Here is a 22,209-nt window from a genome sequence, read left to right as displayed (position 1 = left end):
ATGCGCTGAATTTTATGAATACGCATAAAGTTAAGAGCATAAAAAAACCTGAGCTGAGCTCAGGTTTTTTTATGTTATTTGATCAAGCGATTAATCGACTTGCTCTGTCCCTACACGCTGTCTAAACTTTTGACCAGCACGGAAGGTCACTACACGGCGAGCAGAAATAGGAATCTCCTCACCTGTTTTTGGATTACGCCCTGGACGCTGACGCTTGTCACGCAGTTCGAAATTACCAAAACCCGATAATTTGACATGTTCACCTGCAATTAATGCCTGGCTAATTTCATCAAAAAACAACTCAACCATTTGTTTAGCTTCACGACGATTTAAACTCGTCAGCTCACTCAAATGATCAGCCATTTCTGCTTTTGTTAATGCTGTCATGAGGCCCTCAATGTCGCTTGGTAAGTGTTTTCTAACACTTGTAAAATATTATCCATACCAGATTTAATTTCAGCATCCTCAAGCGTGCGACTCGGATGCTGCCATAAAAGTGCAAACGCCAATGAACGTTTACCCTCTTCTACACCTTGACCCGTATACACATCGAATAACCAAGAAGAATCAAGTAACTCTCCTCCAGTTTTTTCGATAAGTTGCTGAATTTCACTAACATTAATCTTATCACTAATTAAAACTGCAATATCACGTCTCACTGAAGGAAATCGTGATAATTCTGTAAAATTAGATACATAAGTTTGCAAAACAGACGATTGATCGAGTTCTGCTACCCATGTCGTTGCGAGATCAAGCTCATCTTCAAGCGATGGATGTAAACGACCAATATAACCAATCGATTGTCCGTCCACTAAAATTTCAGCAGATTGACCTGGATGTAACCATGAACGCTCTGAACGCACATATTCTACTTGAACTCGCCCAGCCGCCAATACAGCCTCAATTTCACCTTTAAAATCGAAGAAATCCATTGGCTGAGGTTTAGCATGCCAAGATTCCTGATTCTTCGCACCTGTTGCCACAATCGCAAGTGTAGGTATTTGCTTAAGATCATGAATACTGGTTGCTTCTTGATAATCAAAACGTAAGCCAAGCTCAAAGAAGCGTACGCGACATTGTTGACGATTAACGTTGTATTGGACACAAGGAATTAAGCTTGAAAGTAAAGTCGAACGCATTACAGCCAAATCACTTGAAATTGGATTTGCCAATGCCAAAGGATTTACACTTGGATTTAACTGTTTTTCAAGTTTTAAATCAGCAAAACTAAAGCTGATTGCCTCTTGGTAACCAAGTGCAACCAAAGTTTGACGTAATTGTGCAACTTCAAATTGATCTTGGTATTTTGCAAGTTTCACATCAATCACAGGCAAGCTGATTTGAATGTTGTCATAACCATGAATACGTGCAACCTCTTCAATTAAGTCTTGGTAGATTGCCATATCATAACGATGTGATGGCGGTACGACAGACCATTGACCTTGTGCTTTAATTGTTACCTGACAACCTAGACGTGTTAACGCATCAGTAATAAAGTCAGAGTCAACTTTATAACCAAGAAGTTGATCAACTTGCGCCTGCTCAAGCTCGATTGCTTCGCGTGTTGGCAATACTGTTGGATTTTCTGCTACAGTAATTGGACCAAATTCACCACCTGCAAGCTCAGAAATCAACTGAGATGCACGGTGCATTGCGATCATTGGAAGTTCGAAATCCACCCCACGCTCATAACGCTGAGACGCATCTGTATGTAAACCGAAGCTACGCGCACGACCCGCAATATGAAGTGGTGCAAAGAATGCTGATTCAAGGAAGATTTCAGTCGTTGCGTCTGTCACCGATGAAGACAAACCACCCATGATGCCCGCAATTGCTAATGCTTTTTGGTCGTCTGCAATCACCATCACGTTGTCTTGCATTTCAACTTCTTGCTCATTCAATAGAACAAGTTTTTCACCTGCAGTTGCTTGGCGAACGTGTACCGCACCTTGAACTTTACCACCATCAAATGCGTGAAGCGGTTGACCCAACTCCATCAATACATAGTTGGTAATATCAACCAAGATACTGTGCTGACGGATACCAGAACGAGCCAGTGCACGCTCCATCCATTCAGGAGTTGGCGCTTTGGTGTTGACATTTTTGATCACACGACCTAAGTAACGTGGGCAACCTTCAGTAGATACAACGACCTTCTTTTCATCAGCAATCGTTGCAGCCACTTCTTTAATTTCAGGCGCAGTCACAGGAAGTTGGTTAATCACACCAATTTCACGTGCAATCCCACGAATACTGAAACAGTCACCACGGTTTGGTGTGATACTAATATCAATCACGTTGTCATCAAGGTCTAGATATTCACGTACGTTTACACCGACTGGCGCGTCTGCAGGAAGCTCGAGTAGACCGTCGATTTTATCTTCTAAATCAATTTCAGATGCACCGCACAGCATACCTTGTGATTCAACACCACGAAGCTTACCTTTTTTGATTTTAAAATCACCTGGCAATACTGCACCGATGGTTGCTACGGGTGCTTTCATTCCTGCACGTACATTAGGTGCACCACAGACGATTTGTAATGGTTCACCCGAACCAATGTTGACAGTCGTTACACGTAAACGATCTGCATCTGGGTGCTGTTCTACCGTAAGTACTTCACCTACAACCACACCTGTAAATGGTTTTGCAGCAGGAGATAAATCATCTACCTCAAGACCCAACATGGTCAGTTGGTCAGATAAAGTATCGCTATCGATGGCTGGGTTAACCCATGTGCGTAGCCAATTTTCGCTAATTTTCATTGATATAAAACCTGTAATTCAAATCTCTAGAATCCTCCCTCTAACCCCCTTTGCTAAGGGAGAGAACCCCAAATGATTCTATGGAGTTCCTCAAGTTAGGAGAGGATTTAATAAAAAGTTTTAAGCAAACTGGCGTAAGAAACGCACATCATTTTGGTAGAACATACGCAAGTCGTTTATGCCATAACGAAGCATTGCAAAACGTTCAACACCTAAACCAAATGCAAAGCCTTTGTACTTGTCTGGATCAATACCCGCTGAACGAAGAACATTTGGATGTACCATGCCACAACCTAATACTTCTAACCATTTTCCTCGCTCATCCATGATGTCGACTTCAGCACTTGGTTCTGTGAATGGGAAGTAAGATGGGCGGAAACGTACTTTCAAGTCTTTTTCAAAGAACTCATTCAGCAAATTAACCAATAATCCTTTTAACTCAGCAAAGCTCGTATTTTCTGCAACGTACAAACCTTCAATCTGGTGGAACATCGGAGAATGTGTTTGGTCTGAGTCACAGCGATACACACGACCTGGACATACAATACGAATTGGTGGTTGCTGTGTTTCCATCGTTCGAATCTGTACACCAGAGGTATGCGTACGAAGCAAATGGTTTACATCGAAGTAAAAGGTATCGTGCATTGCACGCGCAGGGTGATGACCAGGAATATTTAATGCCTCAAAGTTGTGATAATCATCTTCAACCTCTGGACCAGTCGCAACAGAAAAACCTGCTTTCGTGAAGAATTGACAAATACGCTCTTGTACTTGGGTCACTGGGTGGATACTGCCCACCTGTTGTCCACGACCAGGCAACGTGATGTCGATCTGTTCACTTGCTAATTTTTGTTCTAGTGCAGCTTTTTGTAATGCAGTTTGACGCTCAGTTAATGCGCCATTAATCGCTTCTCGAACTGAATGAATCTGCGCACCAAAAACCTTACGCTCTTCCGGATCCATTTTACCCAGTGCTTTCGATTGTTCAGCAAGCTGGCTTTTCTTACCCGTAAATTGCACTCGAACCTGATCGAGTGTTGCAAGGTCTTGAGCTGCTGCAATGGCAGCGAGCGCTTCAGTGGTCAGGGCTTCCAGTGACATAGTAACTCTCAAAGCAACAAATATAAAAAATAATATAACTGCGCATTCTAACAGCTTTTATAGCTCCGTATGAAGATCAGCAAGTGTTAAAATTGGATGTGGAATTAAATTGGAAATTACATTTATAAAAAGTTTAAGATATGCGCAATGATCATTGAGAAGATATGTCATGGCATTAGATCAAATTTGGAAACAACAGCTCACACTTGTGACTTACGGCAATGAGTTTTTAAGTCAGGATTTAAGTTTTCAACACTGGAAAAATCATGCGATTTTTAATCAGCACCATTTCCTTTTTCGAGATTTAAATACGCAACACTTATTGGCACAACATTTCCAAGTTTGGTTAGAAAGCTTAAAACGTCAGGGTGTCACACGCTTAAGCCTACATAACTCAAGTTTATTAATCGATGAAAAAAATCCCAATCCAAATGTTGAGCTTTTACCATATCCCCATTTCATTGTCAGTCATCACCGCAATGTAAAAACAGCATGGATCTGTGGTAAAGAACTTGCCGAATGGTATAGTTCTGAACAAGACTTCGACATACCAAACAACCAAACACTCCCTGCACGAATTGAAACATTTTGGCGTTTTGATCTATCCACCCAACATATCAAACGTGTTGAGGCAGATCTTCAAGCACCTAATTGGAATGATATTCACGACTACACAGAGAATGAGCTGTTCGATCGCGCATTAGCACAAGGGGTGGAATCTGTTAAACGTGGCGCAATCTTTTATGGTACTGACGATCAATCACCCTCCAACGCTGGAGCTGCCTTACCATTACTGCCACAAGATTATGCAGCACCTTATGCCAATGAAACCTTAGTGCGTTTCATGCATCTAGAACAACATTTAAAGATTCAAAAACGAAAGCTTTTGGAGCAAGATCATCAAGAATCTCTTGAGGAAGAAAAACAACTGAAGGTATTTCAACAAAAGTTAGATGACCTGAGTGCAAAATTCATTACTAAAGTAGCAAATCACTATAAAACTGCTCATTTAAAAAGCCCCGAAATTCACTCCCCTTTGGATGAAGCTTCAACACATACTCAACATGGAAAACGATTTTTCAACAATGATTCCAGTTCTCACCAACCCACACCTAAAACAGGTAAATCAAATGTGTTTGCCCTCATTTTAGTCACTGCAATAATCTGTTTCTGCGCTTACTATTTTGGACTGTGATGTTTTAAAAATTCATCTAATTGTTCAGTTTTATGAAAATGTAGCCACTTTATATGATGATATTGAGTGGCATTCATCATCTGCAAATATTTAAATCTATTTTTCCCATGTGTTTGGACTACCCACAATATTATTGAGTCTTTACTTAACAATTTCGCCCAATGTTCTCTATTGTTAGAATTTTTCCATATTTTCTTTTGGCTAATCACACGGTATAGCGACCTCTTAATCACACGATAAAGATTTACGCGTAGTGAAAAATCCAACCAAATCACAGTGTCGATCTCACTTAAGATTAAATTTTGAATCAGGGAATAATTACCATCAATCACGAAGCCCTTATTCATAGACCTAACACGATTTATAAATTTTTCTTGAAATTCTATTGAAGATGACTCAGTCCAGTTATCCAACCAAAAGAGATTATCAAGTTCAATATGATCGACTTGCAGTTGAGCAGCCAACTTACGTGCAAAGGTTGTTTTCCCAGATGCTGCTGTACCGACGACCATAATTTTATTCATACTAATCTCTTGGCTTTATTTGATCGTAAACAATGAAAATAAAAAAGACCGCTAAAAAGCGGTCTTTTTCTCATCTACGATGATTAAGCAGCTAATGCGCCTTTAGCTTTTTCAGCTAAAGCAGCAAATGCAACTGCGTCATGCATAGCGATGTCAGCAAGTACGCGACGGTCGATGATCACTTGAGCTTTTTTCAAGCCATCGATCATACGGCTGTACGACAAACCATTTTGACGTGCACCAGCATTGATACGCGCAATCCATAAAGCACGGAATTGACGTTTCTTTTGACGACGGTCACGGTAAGCATATTGACCTGCTTTGATTACCGCTTGGAACGCTACGCGGTAAACACGTGAACGAGCACCATAGTAACCTTTAGCGCGAGCAAGAATTTTTTTGTGACGGCGATGAGCCTGTACACCACGTTTTACACGAGCCATTTATAATCTCCTTAGATGTACGGGCACATACGACGAACTGAAGCAACGTCACTTACGTGAACCATTACACAGCCGCGCAATTGACGAATACGCTTAGCAGATTTTTTGGTCAAAATGTGGCGTTTGAACGCTTGTTTACGCTTAAAACCGTTAGCAGTCGCTTTGAAGCGTTTTGCTGCACCACGGCGAGTTTTCATCTTAGGCATAACAACCTCTTTTGAACACCTGTTCGGCTCGTTTGCACCATTACAATACGACCTGCAGGTAAGGGAGCGAGTATTCTATAGCATCTTTGCGCAAAACAAAAGCACCGTTAATCTTGATTCAGACAAATTAATCTTGATGAGTTTTACTCTACGAAAATTTAGAACAAACCAAGATACACCCAGTAGATAAATAGATATCGACCTGTTTTCGCTATACCCACTACGAAGATAAATTTCCAGAATTTTTCTTTCAAGATTCCTGCAATTAAGGTGATTGGATCACCAATGATAGGCACCCAACTTAAAAGAAGTGACCATGTACCATACTGCTGATAAGCGCGTTGAGCACGAATCATTTGATCTAACTTAAATGGAAACCACTTTTTGGTTTTAAACTGCTCTATTTTTAAGCCCAACCACCAATTAACGCATGAACCCATCACATTCGCTACACTTGCAACAAAAATAAGCATCCACGGCGAAAATTGTTTTAGAGCAAATGACCCCAACAATATTGCTTCGGACTGTAAGGGCAATAAAGTGGCGGCTCCAAAGGCACTTAAGAACAATAAAATCAGATTCATTTACTGGACTTATTCACCGCTAGAAGTTTCTGAGTTTTACGATATTCTTTTATCGACCACGCAATTGCCAACACTACTATGATGACACGTAGCACCGTATATTTACTCGTAATTGCTGGAATCACCTGTTTTAATTGATCCCTAGAATCTGGATCGATTGCTGCAATGATATTTTGCACATGAAATATTTCGACGATATAAGAAGCAACACAGAGTAAAATACCAGCAATAATTGCCCAGTATACTTTTGAATTAGATTCAACAATTTTGCTGAAATTTAAAAAAAAATCCTTCATGGCAGTTCTCCATAAAAAAACCACCAAATGGTGGTTTAGATGTATAGAGTTTAGCACACTTAAATCCGTGATCTACTTTAGTAGTGCAAGCGCCTTTTGTACCGCTGGTCTCTGTTGGATACGTTGAATATAAGCTTCCACTTCAGGAAACTCTGCTAAATGAATACTTTGCCACTCGTGCCGCATCAACCAAGGGAAAATTGCCATATCCGCAATAGAGTACTCACCAGCCACATAGTCTTGCCCAACTAACTGCTTATTGAGCACCCCATATAATCTTTTAGTTTCTGTAATGTAGCGCTCGATCGCATAAGGGATTTTCTCTTTAGCAAATTTAGCAAAATGATGATTTTGACCTAACATCGGTCCTAGACCACCCATTTGCCACATCAACCATTGTTCAACCTGAATCCTCGCGATTTCGTGCTGAGGATAGAATTGTCCCGTTTTACGTCCTAAATATTGCAGTATTGCACCAGACTCGAAAATCGAAATCGATTGATTATTCGGTCCATTTTGATCAACTATCGCAGGAATTTTATTATTAGGAGAGATCGCAAGAAAGTCAGTTTGGAACTGATCATTTTCTAATATATTGATTGGATAGATTTGATAATCTAAAGCCATTTCTTCGAGTGCAATTGTTATTTTTAATCCGTTGGGTGTTCCCCAGTAATATAAATCGATCATTACAGTTCAGGCTCCATATGCCCTTTGTTGATTGATTTATCCACCATAAATCATTTCAAACCAAACAACAAGGATAGAAATTTTTTATTTATAAGTTATAAAAAATCAATTATTTATAAAATATTTTAAAAATTTTTTGAATTTATTATTGAAAAATTTCGGTCTGAACCTATATAAAAAATTGCCAGATTTATGATGATCATCTGGTTCTGTTGATGATAGTCATGACAGAACAACATTCTTATTTTTATGACTTTGCTGACCTCAGGAGGTTTTAATCATGAGTAACTTAAATCTTCATCCATTGTTTCGTCGTAGCATTGGTTTTGATCGTTTAAACGATTTTATTGATTATGCAATGCAAAGTGATGCTCCAAACTACCCACCTTATAACATTGAAAAAAAAGGTGAGAATAAATATCGCATCGTGGTCGCTACTGCAGGATTTAGTCAAGATGAGTTAAATATCAGTCTTGAAAATCAGCTTCTCTCGATCACAGGAAAACCAGAAGCTATTCAATCTGAACAAACCGAATATCTTCATAAAGGAATTGCGCGTCGTTCATTTAAATTATCGCTTCGCTTAGATGAACATATTGAAGTTCAACAAGCAGATTATGAAAATGGCTTATTAGTGATCGACTTAGAGCGTATCATTCCAGAAGAGAAATTACCTCGACAAATTCCAATTGGCAAAAAACTTCTGTTAGAAAATACAGAGTCTACTGAAAAAACAGTTCATGTCGAATAAAGCATCGAACTTAATGAGTCACAAAAAAAGCCGATGCAAAAGTATCGGCTTTTTTTATAAATCAAATCTACAGCTACTTTGAGCAACGAATTTCCTGATGTGCTGATGTGCAATATAAAAAATCCTTTTTGGGTCATCTTTCAAGACAGTAAACACTCTAAACCTATTCAGTTTTACCATCCATCTAGAATTTTCTATGTATAAGTACGAGTTTACCTGTCGAAATAATTACATTTTTTACTCAAGCCACAAAATGATTCGAGAAGTTTAAAATATACGTTTATTAGACTTCTCTAAAGTACTGCCTGATGGAAATATTCAACTGATGATTTATACCCCCAACTACAGTCGTTCCTCTCTTTACTAACTCAGGATGTACCTATATCCCTTCAATCAACATATAAAAAAGCCCTGCATGTGCAGGGCTTTTTCTCTAAATCGGTTTTACTTTTTCTTTTTAGGACCAAGTAACATACCCATTTGACGGCCTTCCATTTTTGGTGCTTGTTCCACTACACCGATTTCAGCCACATCAGCTTCAATCTTTTGTAATTGAGCAAGACCCAATTGTTGGTGAGCCATCTCACGACCACGGAAACGTAGAGTAATTTTAACTTTGTTGCCTTCTTCAAGGAATTTCAGAATAGCACGCAACTTAACATTGTAATCACCAACGTCTGTACCAGGACGCAACTTGATCTCTTTAACCTGAACTTGATGCTGCTTTTTCTTAGCATCTTTTTGCTTTTGCTTCAGATCAAATAAATGCTTGTTGTAATCCATGATTTTACAAACAGGCGGCTCTGCATTCGCAACGATCTCAACGAGGTCAAGATCAACTTCTTCTGCAGCACGCAACGCTTCAGCAAGTGAAACGATGCCTTTTTGTTCTCCGTCAGCGCCAACGAGACGCACTTCTTTCGCACGAATCTCATCATTTAATGCAGGACGATTGCTTTTAGCACCTTGTTGTTGGTTACGGTCAGGCTGTTTAATCTTTCTTACTCCACAATATACCGGCCGCGTTCGGCTACGGCTACTTTCACTAAGTCAACGAATGCATCGATAGACATAGTACCTAAATTTGTTCCAGAGCGAGTACGTACATTCACTGTACCTTCCTCTACTTCTCGATCCCCAAGCACCAATAGGTATGGAATACGCTCTAAAGTACGCTCACGAATCTTAAAGCCGATTTTCTCATTTCTCAAGTCTGAAATCACTCGAATGCCATTTTCTTGCAATTTAGCGACGACTGACTGACAAGCATCTGCTTGAGAATCGGTAATATTCATCACACATGCTTGAATTGGTGCCAACCATGGTGGCATAAATCCAGCGTAGTGTTCAATAAGTATACCAATAAAACGTTCAAAACTGCCAAGAATTGCACGATGAAGCATCACAGGATGATCACGATCGTTGTCTTCAGTGACATAAGATGCATCTAAACGTAATGGCAAGTTAAAATCGCATTGGATTGTACCGCACTGCCAGATACGACCTAAACAATCTTTCAAAGAAAATTCAATTTTAGGACCGTAGAACGCACCCTCACCAGGTTGTAAATCCCAAGCGAGACCCGCTGCATCCAGTGCGTCAGCTAAAGATTTTTCAGCAACATCCCAAAGCTTATCATCCCCTACACGCTTTTCTGGACGTGTTGAGAGTTTCATTTGCACTTCTTCAAAACCGAAATCTTTATAAACATCTAAAGTCAGTTTAATAAAGTCAGCAACTTCTTGACCAATTTGCTCAGTTGTACAAAAAATGTGTGCATCATCTTGGGTGAAACCACGAACACGCATAATCCCGTGTAATGAACCCGATGGTTCGTTACGGTGACATGAACCAAATTCAGCAAGACGAATTGGTAAATCACGGTAAGATTTTAAACCTTGGTTAAACACTTGAACATGACATGGGCAGTTCATTGGTTTAACGGCATAGTTACGGTTTTCAGAATGTGTAGTAAACATGTTTTCTGCATAGTTTGCAGCATGTCCTGATTTTTCCCAAAGACTAAAATCGACCACCTGAGGTGTGCGAATCTCTTGATAACCATTGTCCTGCTGAACTTTACGCATGTATTGTTCTAAAACTTGATAGATCGTCCAGCCATTTGGATGCCAGAACACCATGCCTGGTGCTTCTTCTTGCATGTGGAACAGATCAAGCGCTTTACCAATTTTACGGTGGTCACGCTTTTCAGCTTCTTCAATACGTTTGATATAAGCAGCCAACTGCTTCTTATCCGCCCAAGCCGTACCATAAATACGTTGAAGTTGTTCGTTTTTCGCATCACCACGCCAGTAAGCACCTGACATCTTCGTCAACTTAAATGACTTTAAGAATTTAGTGTTTGGTACGTGTGGACCACGACACATATCCACATATTCTTGATGATAATAAAGACCCATTTGAGTCTCATCTGGCATATCTTCGATGAGGCGTAATTTATAATCTTCACCACGCTCAGTGAATACTTTGATCACTTCATCACGAGGTGTCATCTTTTTAATGACATCATAATCTTGATCGATGAGCTTTTTCATACGCTCTTCGATGGCAGCCATATCATCTGGTGTAAATGGTTTTTCACTGTAGATATCGTAATAGAAACCATCTTCAATGACAGGTCCAATCACCATCTTTGCTTCGGGGAAAAGCTGCTTCACTGCGTGACCAACTAAATGGGCACAAGAGTGACGAATAATTTCAACACCTTCATCATCTTTAGGCGTAATGATCTGCAACGTGGCATCATCAGTGATTAAGTCACATGCATCAACTAGATGGCCGTTTACACGACCTGCAACCGTATTTTTTGCAAGACCTGGACCGATGCTTTGAGCAACTTCCATGACAGAGACAGCTTGATCAAATTGTTTTTGATCGCCGTTTGGCAAAGTAATAATTGGCATAAAAAATCCTTAAGGAGTGATGCCCCGTACAATGGAGCATGTCACCGCGAGATTATGATCGAGGCGAACCTCAAAAGATAAAAACGGTGGATAAATAAAATCGCTAGAGATTTTACACGTGTCACGTTGTTTAATAAACCGTTAATCGAGCATTAGGCGATAGCAGTTTTAATTGTGACAAAAATAGTTAAAATATATTCCCAATTTAATATTTAAACCAATATTATCCCAATTATAGAAAAATAATCTTTTATACTTTCTATTAGATGATCAACATACTTTTAAACAAATAAATATAACCCACTGAAATCATTAGGCAGGTCATATGAAATCTCACCCACTAATTGCTTGGTCTACACTCCAGCCGCTTAAACCCGCATATGCTTTAGCAGCCAATGTGGATCTTGTTGTTCTTCGTCTTGAAGATCATGATGAAGAAAAAGTCGTTGTCATGTATGGTCGTTGTCAGCATCGCGGAGCACTCATGTCCGATGCCCATATTCAAGGCGACAAAATTGTATGTGGCCTTCACGGCTCTCATTACTTCTATAAAACTGGCATTAACCCGAGATATCTCAATAAAAATCTGCAAAAATTTAAAGCTTGGATTCATGATGATCATGTCTATGTTGACTTAGAAGAAATCGAAGCTTGGGAAAAAAGAAATCCACAGCAATTCAACCGTAATCGTTATCAAGGACTCTACGCAGATTCTCAGCCTGCTCCTGAAGAGCCACACAATAGATTCATCTTAGAATTAGCTCGAAATGGTCTAAAAAATTTCGGTCATCATGGTCCTACCGCAGCCATGGGTGTGCCTTTTGACAAACTTCCAAAATGGGAAGATATTCAACTGGTCACAGCTCAACTTTGGAAAGTTCCTCTACTGGATGATACCCCCGTTGCAAGCGAAGTGATTATTGGACCAAATGCAAAAAAACCATTGAGACTCAATATTCCATTATTTGTTTCCGACATGAGTTTTGGAGCTTTATCTCAAGAAGCAAAAACTGCACTGGCAATGGGTGCGGAAATGGCAGGTACTGGCATCTGTTCTGGTGAGGGTGGAATGTTAGATGATGAACAAGCCTCGAATTCACGATATTTTTACGAACTGGCCTCTGGTCGTTTTGGCTATGACATTGAAAAAGTAAAAAAATGCCAAGCTTTTCACTTTAAAGGTGGACAGGCAGCAAAAACAGGAACAGGCGGACATCTACCCGGGCATAAAGTGGTCGGAAAAATTGCAGAAGTACGTGGTTTAGAAGAAGGACAATCTGCGATTTCTCCCGCAACCTTCCCGGATTGGACTGAACTTTCACAGTACAAGGAGTTTGCAAACTATATACGCGAGCAGACAGGTGGTATTCCGATTGGCTTTAAACTTTCTGCACAGCATATCGAAAAAGACATTGATGCTGCGATTGCGATAGGTGTGGACTACATTATTTTAGATGGTCGTGGTGGTGGTACAGGTGCAGCACCAACATTATTCCGTGACAATATTTCAGTGCCGACCATTCCTGCCTTGGCACGGGCACGTCGTCATTTAGATCGATTAGGACGTCGTGACATTAGTTTGGTCATTACAGGTGGTTTACGTATCCCCGCTGATTTTATTAAAGCCTTAGCGCTGGGTGCAGATGCCATTGCAGTGTCTAACTCTGCCATGCAGGCCATTGGTTGTTTGGGAATGCGCGCGTGTAATACAAATGAATGCTCTGTCGGTATTGCAACACAAAAAGATCATTTGCGTCGAAGACTCGAAATTGAAAAATCAGCACAGCAACTCGCCAACTTCTTCAATGCTTCAGTCGAATTGATGCAGGTAATGGCGCGTGCTTGTGGGCATGACCATTTAAGTAAATTTAATTTGGATGACTTAACCACTTGGAAAAAAGAAATCAGTGAATTAACGGGCATCCACTACGGCGGTATCCAATAAATTTCAAACCAATGCTAAAAAGGGATGATTAACTTCATCCCTTTTTCTTTTAATCACTACTCTCTAAAATTTTCCCAAGGTTCAAATCTACTCGTTTCCAAATCAGATGAATTCCACTCATTTTCTTTTCGATAAAGGTACGTGCGATTGAACTGCGGGATGACCACCTCACTCTGGCTCGGTCGAATAATTACATAGTCATCAGGATGGATATCAATTTTACGATCGACACAAATCATTTCCTGATTGGTGCTTCGTCCATACAATAAATGAGGATGAGATTTTGCTGGATAAACATATTGACCCATCCAATAGCCACCGTAGATAAAAACCGATTGATGCTTCTGAAAGAATTTTATTTTTTTAAATGAAGGCATTCCTGGCAATGAAACTTGGTCTAAAACTTTCAGTACGGGACTCGCTATATATAAAGCAGATTTAAGTGAAGAAAGATATTCAGAATCAAAATCGCTGGGCTTAAGCAACATTGAGCCAAATGACAGATCATTACACACACTATGTTTCACGTGAAAACTAAAGGTTGGACTTCCTCCTCCGTTAAAACACAGCTGAGCATGATTTAAATCTGGGAATTGGTGCTTTAAGATGTGCTGATAATTTTGATAAATATGTTGAGATTCAGCATAAGCTGTTTCTGCACGCTTCACCACCTTAGGTAGTTTAGTGACATGCGCATCGTAGCCCATTAAGCCACTCAAATTTAGCGTTTTTTGATGCTGCTGAATATAATTGAGCATTTGTATAAATTCAGCAGAATTTTGAACGCCTCCACGATGTAATCCCACATCAATTTCAAGATTGATATTGAAGCTAAGTCCCAGTTGATCAGCCAAGGCATGATATTGTTGCAAACGAGCAAAGGAATCAATTAACCAATGTATCTTGCATTGGATTGGCGTGTGATGGTTTTGATAAAACCTTTCTACTGCACGAATTGGCATCGGCTTGCCAAAGAGTAAATCAGCTTGATCAAAATGATTGAACATCAATTGTAAGTGATCAATATGGAACACCATAAAGTGTCGGGTGTCTAAATCGAAACTTAGCTTTTTTAACAAAGGCAAACAAGCCAAAGATTTAACGACTAACCGCGGTTTTAAGTGCTTTGCCGAAGCTAGCTGCTGTTTTACATAAGCAATATTAAAGTTTAATGCATCGTCATCGATCAAGAGCATAGGTTGACCTAAACCATGTGCCCGCAAATCATCATTCATTTGATTAAAAAAACTATTCATCTCTCATCCTTGTTGCCCAAGTAATAGTTTTTCAAGATAGGGATTGAGAAACTTTCGATGGGGATCGAGCGCTTCTCTGATTTGCATAAATTCATTCCATTTCGGATAAAGAGCTCGCATCTCTTGGTGAGACAGTTGATGCATCTTAGCCCAGTGTGGACGGCCTCGATATTTTTGAAAAATCGGCTCAATAAGATCAAATACTTTTTGAGGTGACTGCTTATAATATTGATGGATTGAAATCGAAATACTGTCTTGCTGATAGAAAGGACTTAGCCAAATATCATCCCCTTTGACCACGCGGAATTCGATAGGGAAAAAAGAATTTATTTGATATTTTCTAAACGTTGCAATCACTTCTTTGATGCATTGAATACCATTCTCAATTGGAATTTGATATTCCATTTCATTGAATTTGGTATTCCGAGGTGTTGCAAAAATATCACCCGACCAATCAATGAATTCTGTTGGCTTCACAAAAACACCGACTAATTTTTGAAGATATTTCGTCAAAAAAGGGGCTTTTTTAGAAATTTCACAACACCATGTTAAAAGTTGATCCTCAGATGGCCAAGAAGTTTCTCTTGGCTTCACCTCACCCTCTGTAACATCAAGTGTTTTAAAAATTAACTGATCTGTAAAAGGGAAAATAAAATACTCCAAATGCCGATGTTGGTGCATCAATTGGAGAAATTGATCTAGGCTTTCTTCTACAGGGGCTAAATGAATTTTCTCTTCCAATTTATATCTAGGGCGGTTTTGCATGGTTATTTTCGTTAATATCCCGAGTGATCCCAACGATACTCTCCCTGCCTGAAAAATTTCAGGGTTCTCCGTCTTGGAGCACTGGATTAACTCTCCATTTGCCTGTAATAGCTCAAAATCTTCTACATAGCCTGAAATAGAATGTAGCGCTGCACCTGTCCCGTGTGTTCCTGTAGACACAGCACCAGCTAAACTTTGTTGATCAATATCACCCTGATTCATAAGCGACTGCTCATAAGGCACAAGATGCTGGCCTAAATTGAATAGTCGAGTACCTGCCCATAACGTCGCTTGGCATTTAGCCTGATCAGCATTTAAGACACTTGAAAATCGGTCTAAAGAAATAATAGACGCATCCGTTTTTACCAACGGAGTAAATGAATGCCCTGCACCAACCACACGAACTTTAGGATGTTGAATCACAATATCCTGTAATTCATGTAATTGGTCTGGATATAAGATGTGTTGCGGGTTTGAGTGGCAATATCCCGACCAGTTAGACCAATAATGATGTGTCAGATTACTCATGTTGCCAACTCCTTTTGTGCAACGGCGGTTTGAACATTTCCCCGATTGGTTCTTTTCTCTAATTCTTTTTGAGGTACTGCTTTAGGTACGCAATTTGATAATTGACGTTGTTCAGGTGGCAAACAAATCTGTTTAGCCAAATGTTTAAAATAGGTTTGAAAAGCTGCCAAAGTCCATTGACCAAATAAAGTGTGTCCACCTTCATAGGCTTGTTCTTGATATTCTTCGAATGTCGTGACATAGCCCATATAGTCATTACAATAAGATGCAAACCAAATTTTTGCGTTAGGAAATGTCGGTAATACACTTTTCTGAATGGTATTTAATACGCGCTTACCTGAGGTTGTTGTAAATTCTCCGGGAGCACATACCAAAAAAAGTTGACCGATTCGAATGAGCTGAATTGGCACAATATGTGGCACTAAATCGCTCTCTTGAATTGCGCCGGCGTGAACTTGAGCATTCATTTCAGCAATGAGTGGATCTAAAACACCAGGAAGTGAACCTAATTTTTTTCCTAATATCCGATGCTGACCCGATTCAAAAATAATATTTTTGGGTCCTTGAGCATGATAAAGCTTCTGATAATAAGCACTTTCCACTGGATCTTTTGAATTCAATTTACTTCGTTTGAATTGTTTTGAAAGTAAATTCATAGCCATGATCAAGGGCTTTGCAGCACCCACACCATCGACTGGTGTGCCCGCAATAAATGCTGTCCCATGACAAGCTTGGCTTGTTATCGCATTGCTATATCCACCTGAAAACTCTGGATCAGCCACAGTATTTGCCATATCCACATACTCGAGTACTGCATCCAAATCTTGATATTGGATGTTTTGATTCTGTTGCTCAAGTAAAGCGGCTAAAGCATACTCACTCTGTATACGACCATTGTTTCTCGCATAGATGTATTCTGCTTCTCCTTTTATCTTTTTTCTGATCTTAGTCTGATTCTTGCCATGGAAGTGTGGTGACACATCGCCTGCTGTTGCTTGCGCAAATATACAAACTGGTCCATCCACCCCAGCAGCACTTAAGGTCTCTTCCGAAAGTGTTGCGGCATAGCCTTTATTATCACCATCATGAGCGTCTAATTGATTGCCCAAACATGTCGCATGCACACCAAACAGTGACAACAGTGAATGCAGCTTTTCCCCACGATAAAAGCCAAGGACTTGCATTTGTCGATTGATCGCTTTGTAAGTTTCAGATTCGTCGACAAATGCAGTATCGAGATTTCGATTATACGCTTTTATCGAGCGATTCCATGCCACAGGAACTTGCTCAGGAATGTCAATTGTCGCTAACCGAATCTCTGTAAAATCGCGATTGGATAATGCCTGTTGAATACTGGATTGCACAGCATCCACAACTGCATCAAGGTGCTCAGGCACAAATCCTGGTGTCGGCATATTATAAAGAGCTTCATAACCACAACCGCCTGGACCTGAATGGGTATGCGTTGCCATTAGAACCAAACGATGTGGATCGAAACGATCGCTCAACGTTTCATTCAAGCGTTGGATTACAGTAATTCGAATTGCTGAAGTAATACAGCCAAAATCTAGACAACATAAAATTAATGGAGCATCTCGATCTTTTTGAATGGTCACTGTTCTCGCATACAGCGCAGTTCTTTTTTTATAGGCACGGTGATGCCACATCCCATAGCCAAACATGGCATAGCCTTTGGGTTCGATGTTAATTTCATCTTTCCCCCACCCAACAATATACATATGCAAAATCCTTTTGCTTTTATTATTCGATTTTGAAACTTAAAATCTGTTTAAAATTTACCCTATTTCTAGATCAATTACATTAATCAGCACAAATAAATATCACCAACTTCACGAATAAAACGCAATAAATTGAAATTAAAAAATATGAATTTTCGCCTAATTGACAAAATGTCACGTTTGCTCGACTAAAGGATAAATGTATTCCGTTTCTTTTTTGCTTATCTTTTACTCAGGATTATAAAAATGAAGATGGATACTAAAATGAATTTAAGTCCGTATGACGAACTACCTAGAACGCCGGCAAATTTTGTTGCCCTTTCTCCACTCAGATATTTAGAGCGTGCGGCCTACATCTACCCTCAGCAAGATGCAATTATTCATGGTACACGCCGGATTAGCTGGAAAGAAAAGTACCAACGTTGCCGTCAATTTGCCGATCAGCTGCAAAAGCTTGGTATTCAGAAAAATGATACTGTATCAGTATTACTTCCAAATATTCCAGCCATGATCGAAGCGCATTTTGCAGTGCCTATGGCAGGCGCTGTACTCAATACATTAAATACGCGCCTAGATGCAAAAACACTCGCATTTATGCTTGAACATGCTGAATCAAAAGTACTTTTAGTTGACCCTGAATTCTCAGAATTAGCACAGGAAGCTTTAGCACAAGTTCCTCAAGATATTTATGTTATCGATGTTGCAGATACTGAATATGAATTCAATGAACAAGCGCCCCGTATTGGAAAAATTGAGTATGAATCTTGGCTTTCACAAGGTAATCCTGAGTTTGAGTGGCAATTACCACAGGATGAATGGGATGCCATCAGCTTAAACTACACCTCAGGCACAACTGGGAATCCAAAAGGTGTGGTCTATCATCATCGTGGGGCTTATATTAATGCAGCGAGTAATATCATTGCTTGTGGTATGACACCCCGTGCCACCTATTTATGGACTTTGCCTCTGTTCCATTGTAATGGATGGTGTTTCGCTTGGACCATGGCCGCCAACGGTGGCACAAATGTTTGTCTTCGAAAAGTTGATCCAGCACAGATCTATCAATTGATCGCGGATCATCAAGTCGATTACTTCTGCGGTGCACCAATTGTATTGTCCATGTTGATCAACACACCAAAAGAGCAACAACGCGAAATTAATCATCGAGTCGAAGTGATGGTTGCTGGTGCAGCGCCACCAGCTGCCATTATTGAAGGTATGCGAAATCTAGGAATCAATGTTACCCACGTCTATGGTCTCACTGAAACCTATGGACCATCAGCGCTATGTGCTTCGCAAGCAGGCTGGAGTGATTTAAGCATCCAAGAACAAGCTCAACTACATTCACGCCAAGGTGTACCTTATCCACTTCAAGATGGGATGAAAGTATTGGATCCTGAAACGATGCTGCCTGTACCGAACGATGGTCAGACCATGGGGGAAATTATGTTCCGTGGCAACATTGTCATGAAAGGTTACTTGAAGAATCCTGAAGCCACCGCTGAAGCATTTGCTGGTGGATGGTTCCATACTGGCGATCTTGCCGTATGCCAGCCTGATGGTTATGCCAAAATCACAGATCGCTCGAAAGATGTGATTATTTCTGGTGGTGAAAATATTTCTTCACTTGAAGTGGAAGAAGTACTTTATCAACACCCAGCCGTGCTGACAGCTGCAGTTGTTGCAAAACCTGATCCACGTTGGCAAGAAGTTCCATGCGCATTTATTGAATTGAAGCAAGGGCAACAAGCTACACCTGAAGAAATCATTGAATACTGCAAACAACATCTTGCTCGATTCAAGGTACCTAAAGACGTAGTGATTACTGAAATCCCTAAAACTTCAACTGGTAAACTGCAAAAGTTTGTGTTGCGAGATTGGGCAAAAGATCGTGCTGCACTCTAAATATTAAGCATCTAAGAAATAAAAAAGGTCTGACACATCAGACCTTTTTTTTGACCATTAACGATCAGAGATAAGTGCAACTTGCTGAACGTAATTCAGCAAATTTAACTTAGATTGTGCAACAGCATCCTCACCTAAGTTTTTTTGAATATCACGTTCAATACGAAGTAAATGCTGACGTATTGCATGATGCTCTGCAGCATTGTAAGTCTTCATAAATTCTTTAATAACAGGCTCACCTTGTGCAATCATACGATCGACCCAGCGGTGCAATTGTGCTGTCTTTTTCGCCCCTTGTTGAGGTGTCAAATAAGATAAGATCATGCTCTCGTCTTCATTGCGTAATAATTTACCAATACGCAAAAATTGACGACGACGAGCCTCACCTGATGTTATCAATTGAACATCCAATAAAGCTTCAATTAAGCGCTCTTCCACAGGAAGGCTTTCAATCTTTTTTTTGGGTAACTCAGCAAGTTGAGCCCCTAAAGCAGCCATACGTTGTACAGCTTTCTTTTGTTCAGTTTTACTTGCACGCCCTTCTAAAGACTCAAAATCATCTTCAGTAAAACGTTGCGATCGACGTGCCACGATTATTCAGCCTCGTAAAATTTTGCTGCGAATAATGCTTGAACTTCAGACAAAGCTTTCTCTTCATCTGTCCCTTCAATCACTAGTCTTAATGTAGTTCCTTTGCCTGCACCGAGCATGAGCAAAGACATAATATTTTTGGCATCAACTAATTTATCGCCCTTACCAATTTTAATCGAACTTCGAAATTTGGTAGTGACCTCAATGAGCTTGCCTGACGCACGCGCATGTAATCCTAATTTGTTAATTACGTCAACAGTTGTGTCAATCATGACCAGTGCTTCATTTCTCTATGCAAGACCTGAATAGACCATTGTGCCTCAAGCGCCTTTTTGAGTCTATCCACAATAAATACAGAGCGGTGCTGACCACCTGTACATCCAATCGAAACCGTAATGTAATGGCGATGCCCTTCTGCAAAGGCAGGCAACCACTTCTCTAAAAATTGCTTTAAATCCTCAAACATCATATTCACTTGGTCAAATGATGTCAGGAATTTTTCAATGGGCTCATCTAAACCCGAATATTTTCTAAGCTCTAAATCCCAATGTGGATTGGGTAAATGCCGCACATCAAAAATAAAATCAGCATCCAACGGAATACCATGCTTATATCCAAAAGACTGTAAAATAACTATTAAGTTATCTACCTGCCCTAAGCGGGATAATAATGTATCTTTAAGATCATGGACACTTTTATCTGATGTATCAATCTGTACAGTTGCTCTTAATTGAATCGGCAACAGTAATTGTTTCTCTTCCTGAATGCACTCATTCAGACTTTTAAAACGATTCGCCAGTGGATGAGGTCGACGCGAAGCACTAAAACGAGCAATTAACTCTTGATCTTTGGTGGTGAGATAAATCACCTCGACCTCACCATGTTTTTCCAGTTGCTGATAAACTTGCTCAAATTCTTGCAAATCAGCGCGTGTACTCCGAACATCAACCCCTAAAGCCAATTGTTCTAAATTATTTTCTTGATCTAACTTTCCAACGATCTCAGGAAGTAATGCTAGCGGCAAATTATCGATACAGTAATAACCTAAATCTTCGAGAACCTGCAATGCAGATGACTTCCCTGAACCGGATTGTCCTGTAACAATAAGAATTCGCTTCATGCACCACACCTGACGATCATCATCGAGTTTAATCCTGTTTTAATGACTGATTTGTAAATTGTCGATCAAGCGTGTCGAACCAATTTTCGCAGCAACAAATAACACAATATCTTGGTCAAATTGCTCTACTGCCTGCAACATTGGATTACGTGCTTCAACATAATCCACGACAAAGCCAGCATCACTTAAAGTTGATTTTATCTCAGCAAGAACCTCTGTAAGCGCTTGACCTTGTTTTAAATTTGTTTCAGCAGTTTTTAAAGATTGATAAATGACTGGTGCAATTTGACGATGTTCAGCCGAAAGATAACCATTACGTGAACTTAATGCCAAACCATCTTCAGCACGTGCAATTGGCACACCAATAATTTCAATCGGCATGTTCAAGTCACGTACCATTGTCTTAATCACAGCCAACTGCTGGTAGTCTTTTTGACCAAAAAATGCAAAATGTGGTTGTACGATATTAAATAACTTCGTTACCACTACCGCAACACCATCAAAGTGCCCCGGACGTTGAGCACCACATAAATCATTGGTAATTTGACCGACACTAATGTTTGTTAAGCGAGGTTGACTGCCATACATTTGCTCAACTGAAGGTGCAAAAATAATGTCACAACCCTCTTCAGCCAACAACTGACTGTCTTGATCAAGTGTGCGTGGGTAACTGTCATAATCTTCATTTGGGCCAAATTGAATCGGATTCACAAAAATACTGACCACAACCACATCACATAATTTACGTGCTTCACGTACTAAATTTAAGTGACCTTGATGTAGATTCCCCATGGTCGGGACAAAACCAATAGTCTTTCGTGCTTGACGAGCAGCATGAAGTGATGCGGTTAAACCATGGATTGTTGTTTCAGTTTTCATGA

22 protein-coding genes are annotated in these 22,209 nt (G+C 40.0%); 4 read left to right on the top strand and 18 right to left on the bottom strand.

Features of this window, described 5'->3' with window-relative positions:
* Positions 1 to 90 precede the first annotated feature (90 nt).
* From AC1M9K_RS05450 to pheS, 3 genes are all read right to left on the bottom strand, one after another.
* Entirely contained in the window at positions 91 to 387 is a 297-nt protein-coding gene (locus AC1M9K_RS05450) for an integration host factor subunit alpha (protein ID WP_035265376.1), read from the bottom strand.
* Complete coding sequence (pheT, locus tag AC1M9K_RS05445) at positions 384 to 2,765, bottom strand: phenylalanine--tRNA ligase subunit beta (protein ID WP_481588722.1); 2,382 nt, start codon at positions 2,763 to 2,765, stop codon at positions 384 to 386. The genes AC1M9K_RS05450 and pheT overlap by 4 nt, the downstream gene beginning before the upstream one ends.
* Positions 2,766 to 2,885: 120 nt before the next feature.
* Entirely contained in the window at positions 2,886 to 3,866 is a 981-nt protein-coding gene (pheS, locus tag AC1M9K_RS05440) for a phenylalanine--tRNA ligase subunit alpha (RefSeq protein ID WP_035265373.1), read from the bottom strand.
* A 169-nt stretch (positions 3,867 to 4,035) separates the two neighbouring features.
* Here pheS and AC1M9K_RS05435 point away from each other — a divergent pair, with 169 nt between their 5' ends.
* Positions 4,036 to 5,061 (top strand): hypothetical protein, encoded by a 1,026-nt coding sequence (locus AC1M9K_RS05435; protein WP_481588721.1) that lies wholly within the window; start codon positions 4,036 to 4,038, stop codon positions 5,059 to 5,061.
* On the opposite strand, the gene AC1M9K_RS05430 is transcribed toward AC1M9K_RS05435, so the two are convergent.
* From AC1M9K_RS05430 to AC1M9K_RS05405, 6 genes are all read right to left on the bottom strand, one after another.
* A complete protein-coding gene (locus tag AC1M9K_RS05430; protein ID WP_481588720.1) occupies positions 5,046 to 5,585 on the bottom strand; it encodes a P-loop NTPase family protein in 540 nt (179 codons plus the stop codon). The genes AC1M9K_RS05435 and AC1M9K_RS05430 overlap by 16 nt on opposite strands.
* An 83-nt stretch (positions 5,586 to 5,668) precedes the next feature.
* Entirely contained in the window at positions 5,669 to 6,028 is a 360-nt protein-coding gene (rplT, locus tag AC1M9K_RS05425) for a 50S ribosomal protein L20 (RefSeq protein WP_004867327.1), read from the bottom strand.
* Between the two features lie 11 nt (positions 6,029 to 6,039).
* Positions 6,040 to 6,234 (bottom strand): 50S ribosomal protein L35, encoded by a 195-nt coding sequence (gene rpmI / locus AC1M9K_RS05420; protein WP_004278281.1) that lies wholly within the window; start codon positions 6,232 to 6,234, stop codon positions 6,040 to 6,042.
* Positions 6,235 to 6,392: 158 nt separating this feature from the next.
* Positions 6,393 to 6,818, bottom strand: a complete 426-nt coding sequence (locus AC1M9K_RS05415; RefSeq protein ID WP_481588719.1) for a YqaA family protein — start codon at positions 6,816 to 6,818, stop codon at positions 6,393 to 6,395.
* Entirely contained in the window at positions 6,815 to 7,114 is a 300-nt protein-coding gene (locus tag AC1M9K_RS05410; protein ID WP_481588718.1) for a hypothetical protein, read from the bottom strand. Before AC1M9K_RS05410 ends, AC1M9K_RS05415 begins: the two co-directional genes overlap by 4 nt.
* Before the next feature lie 72 nt (positions 7,115 to 7,186).
* A complete protein-coding gene (locus AC1M9K_RS05405) occupies positions 7,187 to 7,804 on the bottom strand; it encodes a glutathione S-transferase family protein (protein WP_035265364.1) in 618 nt (205 codons plus the stop codon).
* Positions 7,805 to 8,084: 280 nt separating this feature from the next.
* On the opposite strand from AC1M9K_RS05405, the gene AC1M9K_RS05400 reads away from it, so the two are divergent.
* Positions 8,085 to 8,555, top strand: coding sequence for an Hsp20 family protein (locus tag AC1M9K_RS05400; RefSeq protein ID WP_179998611.1), 471 nt, complete (start codon positions 8,085 to 8,087; stop codon positions 8,553 to 8,555).
* Between the two features lie 444 nt (positions 8,556 to 8,999).
* Here the strand turns inward: AC1M9K_RS05400 and infC are convergent, their stop codons facing one another.
* Together infC and thrS are read right to left on the bottom strand one after the other, a co-directional pair.
* Positions 9,000 to 9,551 carry a translation initiation factor IF-3 gene (gene infC / locus AC1M9K_RS05395; protein WP_081403231.1) on the bottom strand — a complete coding sequence of 184 codons (552 nt, stop codon included), beginning with the start codon at positions 9,549 to 9,551 and terminating at the stop codon, positions 9,000 to 9,002.
* A 5-nt stretch (positions 9,552 to 9,556) separates the two neighbouring features.
* Entirely contained in the window at positions 9,557 to 11,479 is a 1,923-nt protein-coding gene (gene thrS, locus AC1M9K_RS05390) for a threonine--tRNA ligase (RefSeq protein ID WP_035265361.1), read from the bottom strand.
* 325 nt (positions 11,480 to 11,804) lie between these two features.
* Between thrS and AC1M9K_RS05385 the strand changes: the two genes are divergently transcribed.
* A complete protein-coding gene (locus AC1M9K_RS05385; RefSeq protein ID WP_481588717.1) occupies positions 11,805 to 13,424 on the top strand; it encodes a glutamate synthase-related protein in 1,620 nt (539 codons plus the stop codon).
* Positions 13,425 to 13,480: 56 nt separating this feature from the next.
* Here AC1M9K_RS05385 and AC1M9K_RS05380 read toward each other — a convergent pair whose 3' ends face one another.
* Genes AC1M9K_RS05380 through AC1M9K_RS05370 form a run of 3 tightly spaced genes read right to left on the bottom strand, consistent with a single transcriptional unit; the run spans position 13,481 to position 17,712 of the window.
* Positions 13,481 to 14,680, bottom strand: coding sequence for an alanine racemase (locus AC1M9K_RS05380; RefSeq protein WP_481588716.1), 1,200 nt, complete (start codon positions 14,678 to 14,680; stop codon positions 13,481 to 13,483).
* Positions 14,681 to 14,683: 3 nt separating this feature from the next.
* Positions 14,684 to 15,973: a D-arabinono-1,4-lactone oxidase gene (locus AC1M9K_RS05375; RefSeq protein WP_481588715.1), complete on the bottom strand. Its 1,290-nt coding sequence runs from the start codon at positions 15,971 to 15,973 to the stop codon at positions 14,684 to 14,686.
* The gene (locus AC1M9K_RS05370; RefSeq protein ID WP_481588714.1) at positions 15,970 to 17,712 is read right to left on the bottom strand and encodes a neutral/alkaline non-lysosomal ceramidase N-terminal domain-containing protein; all 1,743 of its coding nucleotides are present in this window, start codon (positions 17,710 to 17,712) and stop codon (positions 15,970 to 15,972) included. The genes AC1M9K_RS05375 and AC1M9K_RS05370 overlap by 4 nt, the downstream gene beginning before the upstream one ends.
* A 264-nt stretch (positions 17,713 to 17,976) precedes the next feature.
* Here AC1M9K_RS05370 and AC1M9K_RS05365 point away from each other — a divergent pair, with 264 nt between their 5' ends.
* Positions 17,977 to 19,617: an acyl-CoA synthetase gene (locus AC1M9K_RS05365; protein ID WP_035265353.1), complete on the top strand. Its 1,641-nt coding sequence runs from the start codon at positions 17,977 to 17,979 to the stop codon at positions 19,615 to 19,617.
* A 57-nt stretch (positions 19,618 to 19,674) separates the two neighbouring features.
* On the opposite strand, the gene yjgA is transcribed toward AC1M9K_RS05365, so the two are convergent.
* From yjgA to panC, 4 genes are read right to left on the bottom strand one after another with little or no spacing between them, the layout of a single operon-like run.
* Positions 19,675 to 20,208 carry a ribosome biogenesis factor YjgA gene (yjgA, locus tag AC1M9K_RS05360; protein ID WP_035265351.1) on the bottom strand — a complete coding sequence of 178 codons (534 nt, stop codon included), beginning with the start codon at positions 20,206 to 20,208 and terminating at the stop codon, positions 19,675 to 19,677.
* 2 nt (positions 20,209 to 20,210) lie between these two features.
* Positions 20,211 to 20,480, bottom strand: a complete 270-nt coding sequence (locus AC1M9K_RS05355; protein ID WP_481588713.1) for an HPr family phosphocarrier protein — start codon at positions 20,478 to 20,480, stop codon at positions 20,211 to 20,213.
* Positions 20,477 to 21,328, bottom strand: a complete 852-nt coding sequence (gene rapZ, locus AC1M9K_RS05350; protein WP_035265345.1) for an RNase adapter RapZ — start codon at positions 21,326 to 21,328, stop codon at positions 20,477 to 20,479. The genes AC1M9K_RS05355 and rapZ overlap by 4 nt, the downstream gene beginning before the upstream one ends.
* Positions 21,329 to 21,367: 39 nt before the next feature.
* Positions 21,368 to 22,207, bottom strand: a complete 840-nt coding sequence (gene panC / locus AC1M9K_RS05345) for a pantoate--beta-alanine ligase (RefSeq protein ID WP_179998617.1) — start codon at positions 22,205 to 22,207, stop codon at positions 21,368 to 21,370.
* Positions 22,208 to 22,209 lie beyond the last annotated feature (2 nt).

Source organism: Acinetobacter sp. 24-47-67 (assembly GCF_056779735.1).
The sequence above is the reverse complement of the archived record's forward strand: the minus strand, read 5'-3'. Positions and strand labels throughout refer to the sequence as shown.

Excerpts from the sequence above, each read along its gene's own strand:
- pheS (WP_035265373.1), bottom strand. The coding sequence starts at position 3,866 with ATGTCACTGGAAGCCCTGACCACTGAAGCGCTCGCTGCCATTGCAGCA.
- AC1M9K_RS05380 (WP_481588716.1), bottom strand. The coding sequence starts at position 14,680 with ATGAATAGTTTTTTTAATCAAATGAATGATGATTTGCGGGCACATGGT.
- rplT (WP_004867327.1), bottom strand. The coding sequence starts at position 6,028 with ATGGCTCGTGTAAAACGTGGTGTACAGGCTCATCGCCGTCACAAAAAA.
- AC1M9K_RS05375 (WP_481588715.1), bottom strand. The coding sequence starts at position 15,973 with ATGAGTAATCTGACACATCATTATTGGTCTAACTGGTCGGGATATTGC.
- rapZ (WP_035265345.1), bottom strand. The coding sequence starts at position 21,328 with ATGAAGCGAATTCTTATTGTTACAGGACAATCCGGTTCAGGGAAGTCA.
- pheT (WP_481588722.1), bottom strand. The coding sequence starts at position 2,765 with ATGAAAATTAGCGAAAATTGGCTACGCACATGGGTTAACCCAGCCATC.
- AC1M9K_RS05435 (WP_481588721.1), top strand. The coding sequence starts at position 4,036 with ATGGCATTAGATCAAATTTGGAAACAACAGCTCACACTTGTGACTTAC.
- AC1M9K_RS05415 (WP_481588719.1), bottom strand. The coding sequence starts at position 6,818 with ATGAATCTGATTTTATTGTTCTTAAGTGCCTTTGGAGCCGCCACTTTA.
- AC1M9K_RS05405 (WP_035265364.1), bottom strand. The coding sequence starts at position 7,804 with ATGATCGATTTATATTACTGGGGAACACCCAACGGATTAAAAATAACA.
- AC1M9K_RS05400 (WP_179998611.1), top strand. The coding sequence starts at position 8,085 with ATGAGTAACTTAAATCTTCATCCATTGTTTCGTCGTAGCATTGGTTTT.
- AC1M9K_RS05370 (WP_481588714.1), bottom strand. The coding sequence starts at position 17,712 with ATGTATATTGTTGGGTGGGGGAAAGATGAAATTAACATCGAACCCAAA.
- AC1M9K_RS05385 (WP_481588717.1), top strand. The coding sequence starts at position 11,805 with ATGAAATCTCACCCACTAATTGCTTGGTCTACACTCCAGCCGCTTAAA.
- AC1M9K_RS05450 (WP_035265376.1), bottom strand. The coding sequence starts at position 387 with ATGACAGCATTAACAAAAGCAGAAATGGCTGATCATTTGAGTGAGCTG.
- thrS (WP_035265361.1), bottom strand. The coding sequence starts at position 11,479 with ATGCCAATTATTACTTTGCCAAACGGCGATCAAAAACAATTTGATCAA.
- rpmI (WP_004278281.1), bottom strand. The coding sequence starts at position 6,234 with ATGCCTAAGATGAAAACTCGCCGTGGTGCAGCAAAACGCTTCAAAGCG.
- AC1M9K_RS05430 (WP_481588720.1), bottom strand. The coding sequence starts at position 5,585 with ATGAATAAAATTATGGTCGTCGGTACAGCAGCATCTGGGAAAACAACC.
- AC1M9K_RS05410 (WP_481588718.1), bottom strand. The coding sequence starts at position 7,114 with ATGAAGGATTTTTTTTTAAATTTCAGCAAAATTGTTGAATCTAATTCA.
- panC (WP_179998617.1), bottom strand. The coding sequence starts at position 22,207 with ATGAAAACTGAAACAACAATCCATGGTTTAACCGCATCACTTCATGCT.
- AC1M9K_RS05365 (WP_035265353.1), top strand. The coding sequence starts at position 17,977 with ATGAATTTAAGTCCGTATGACGAACTACCTAGAACGCCGGCAAATTTT.
- AC1M9K_RS05355 (WP_481588713.1), bottom strand. The coding sequence starts at position 20,480 with ATGATTGACACAACTGTTGACGTAATTAACAAATTAGGATTACATGCG.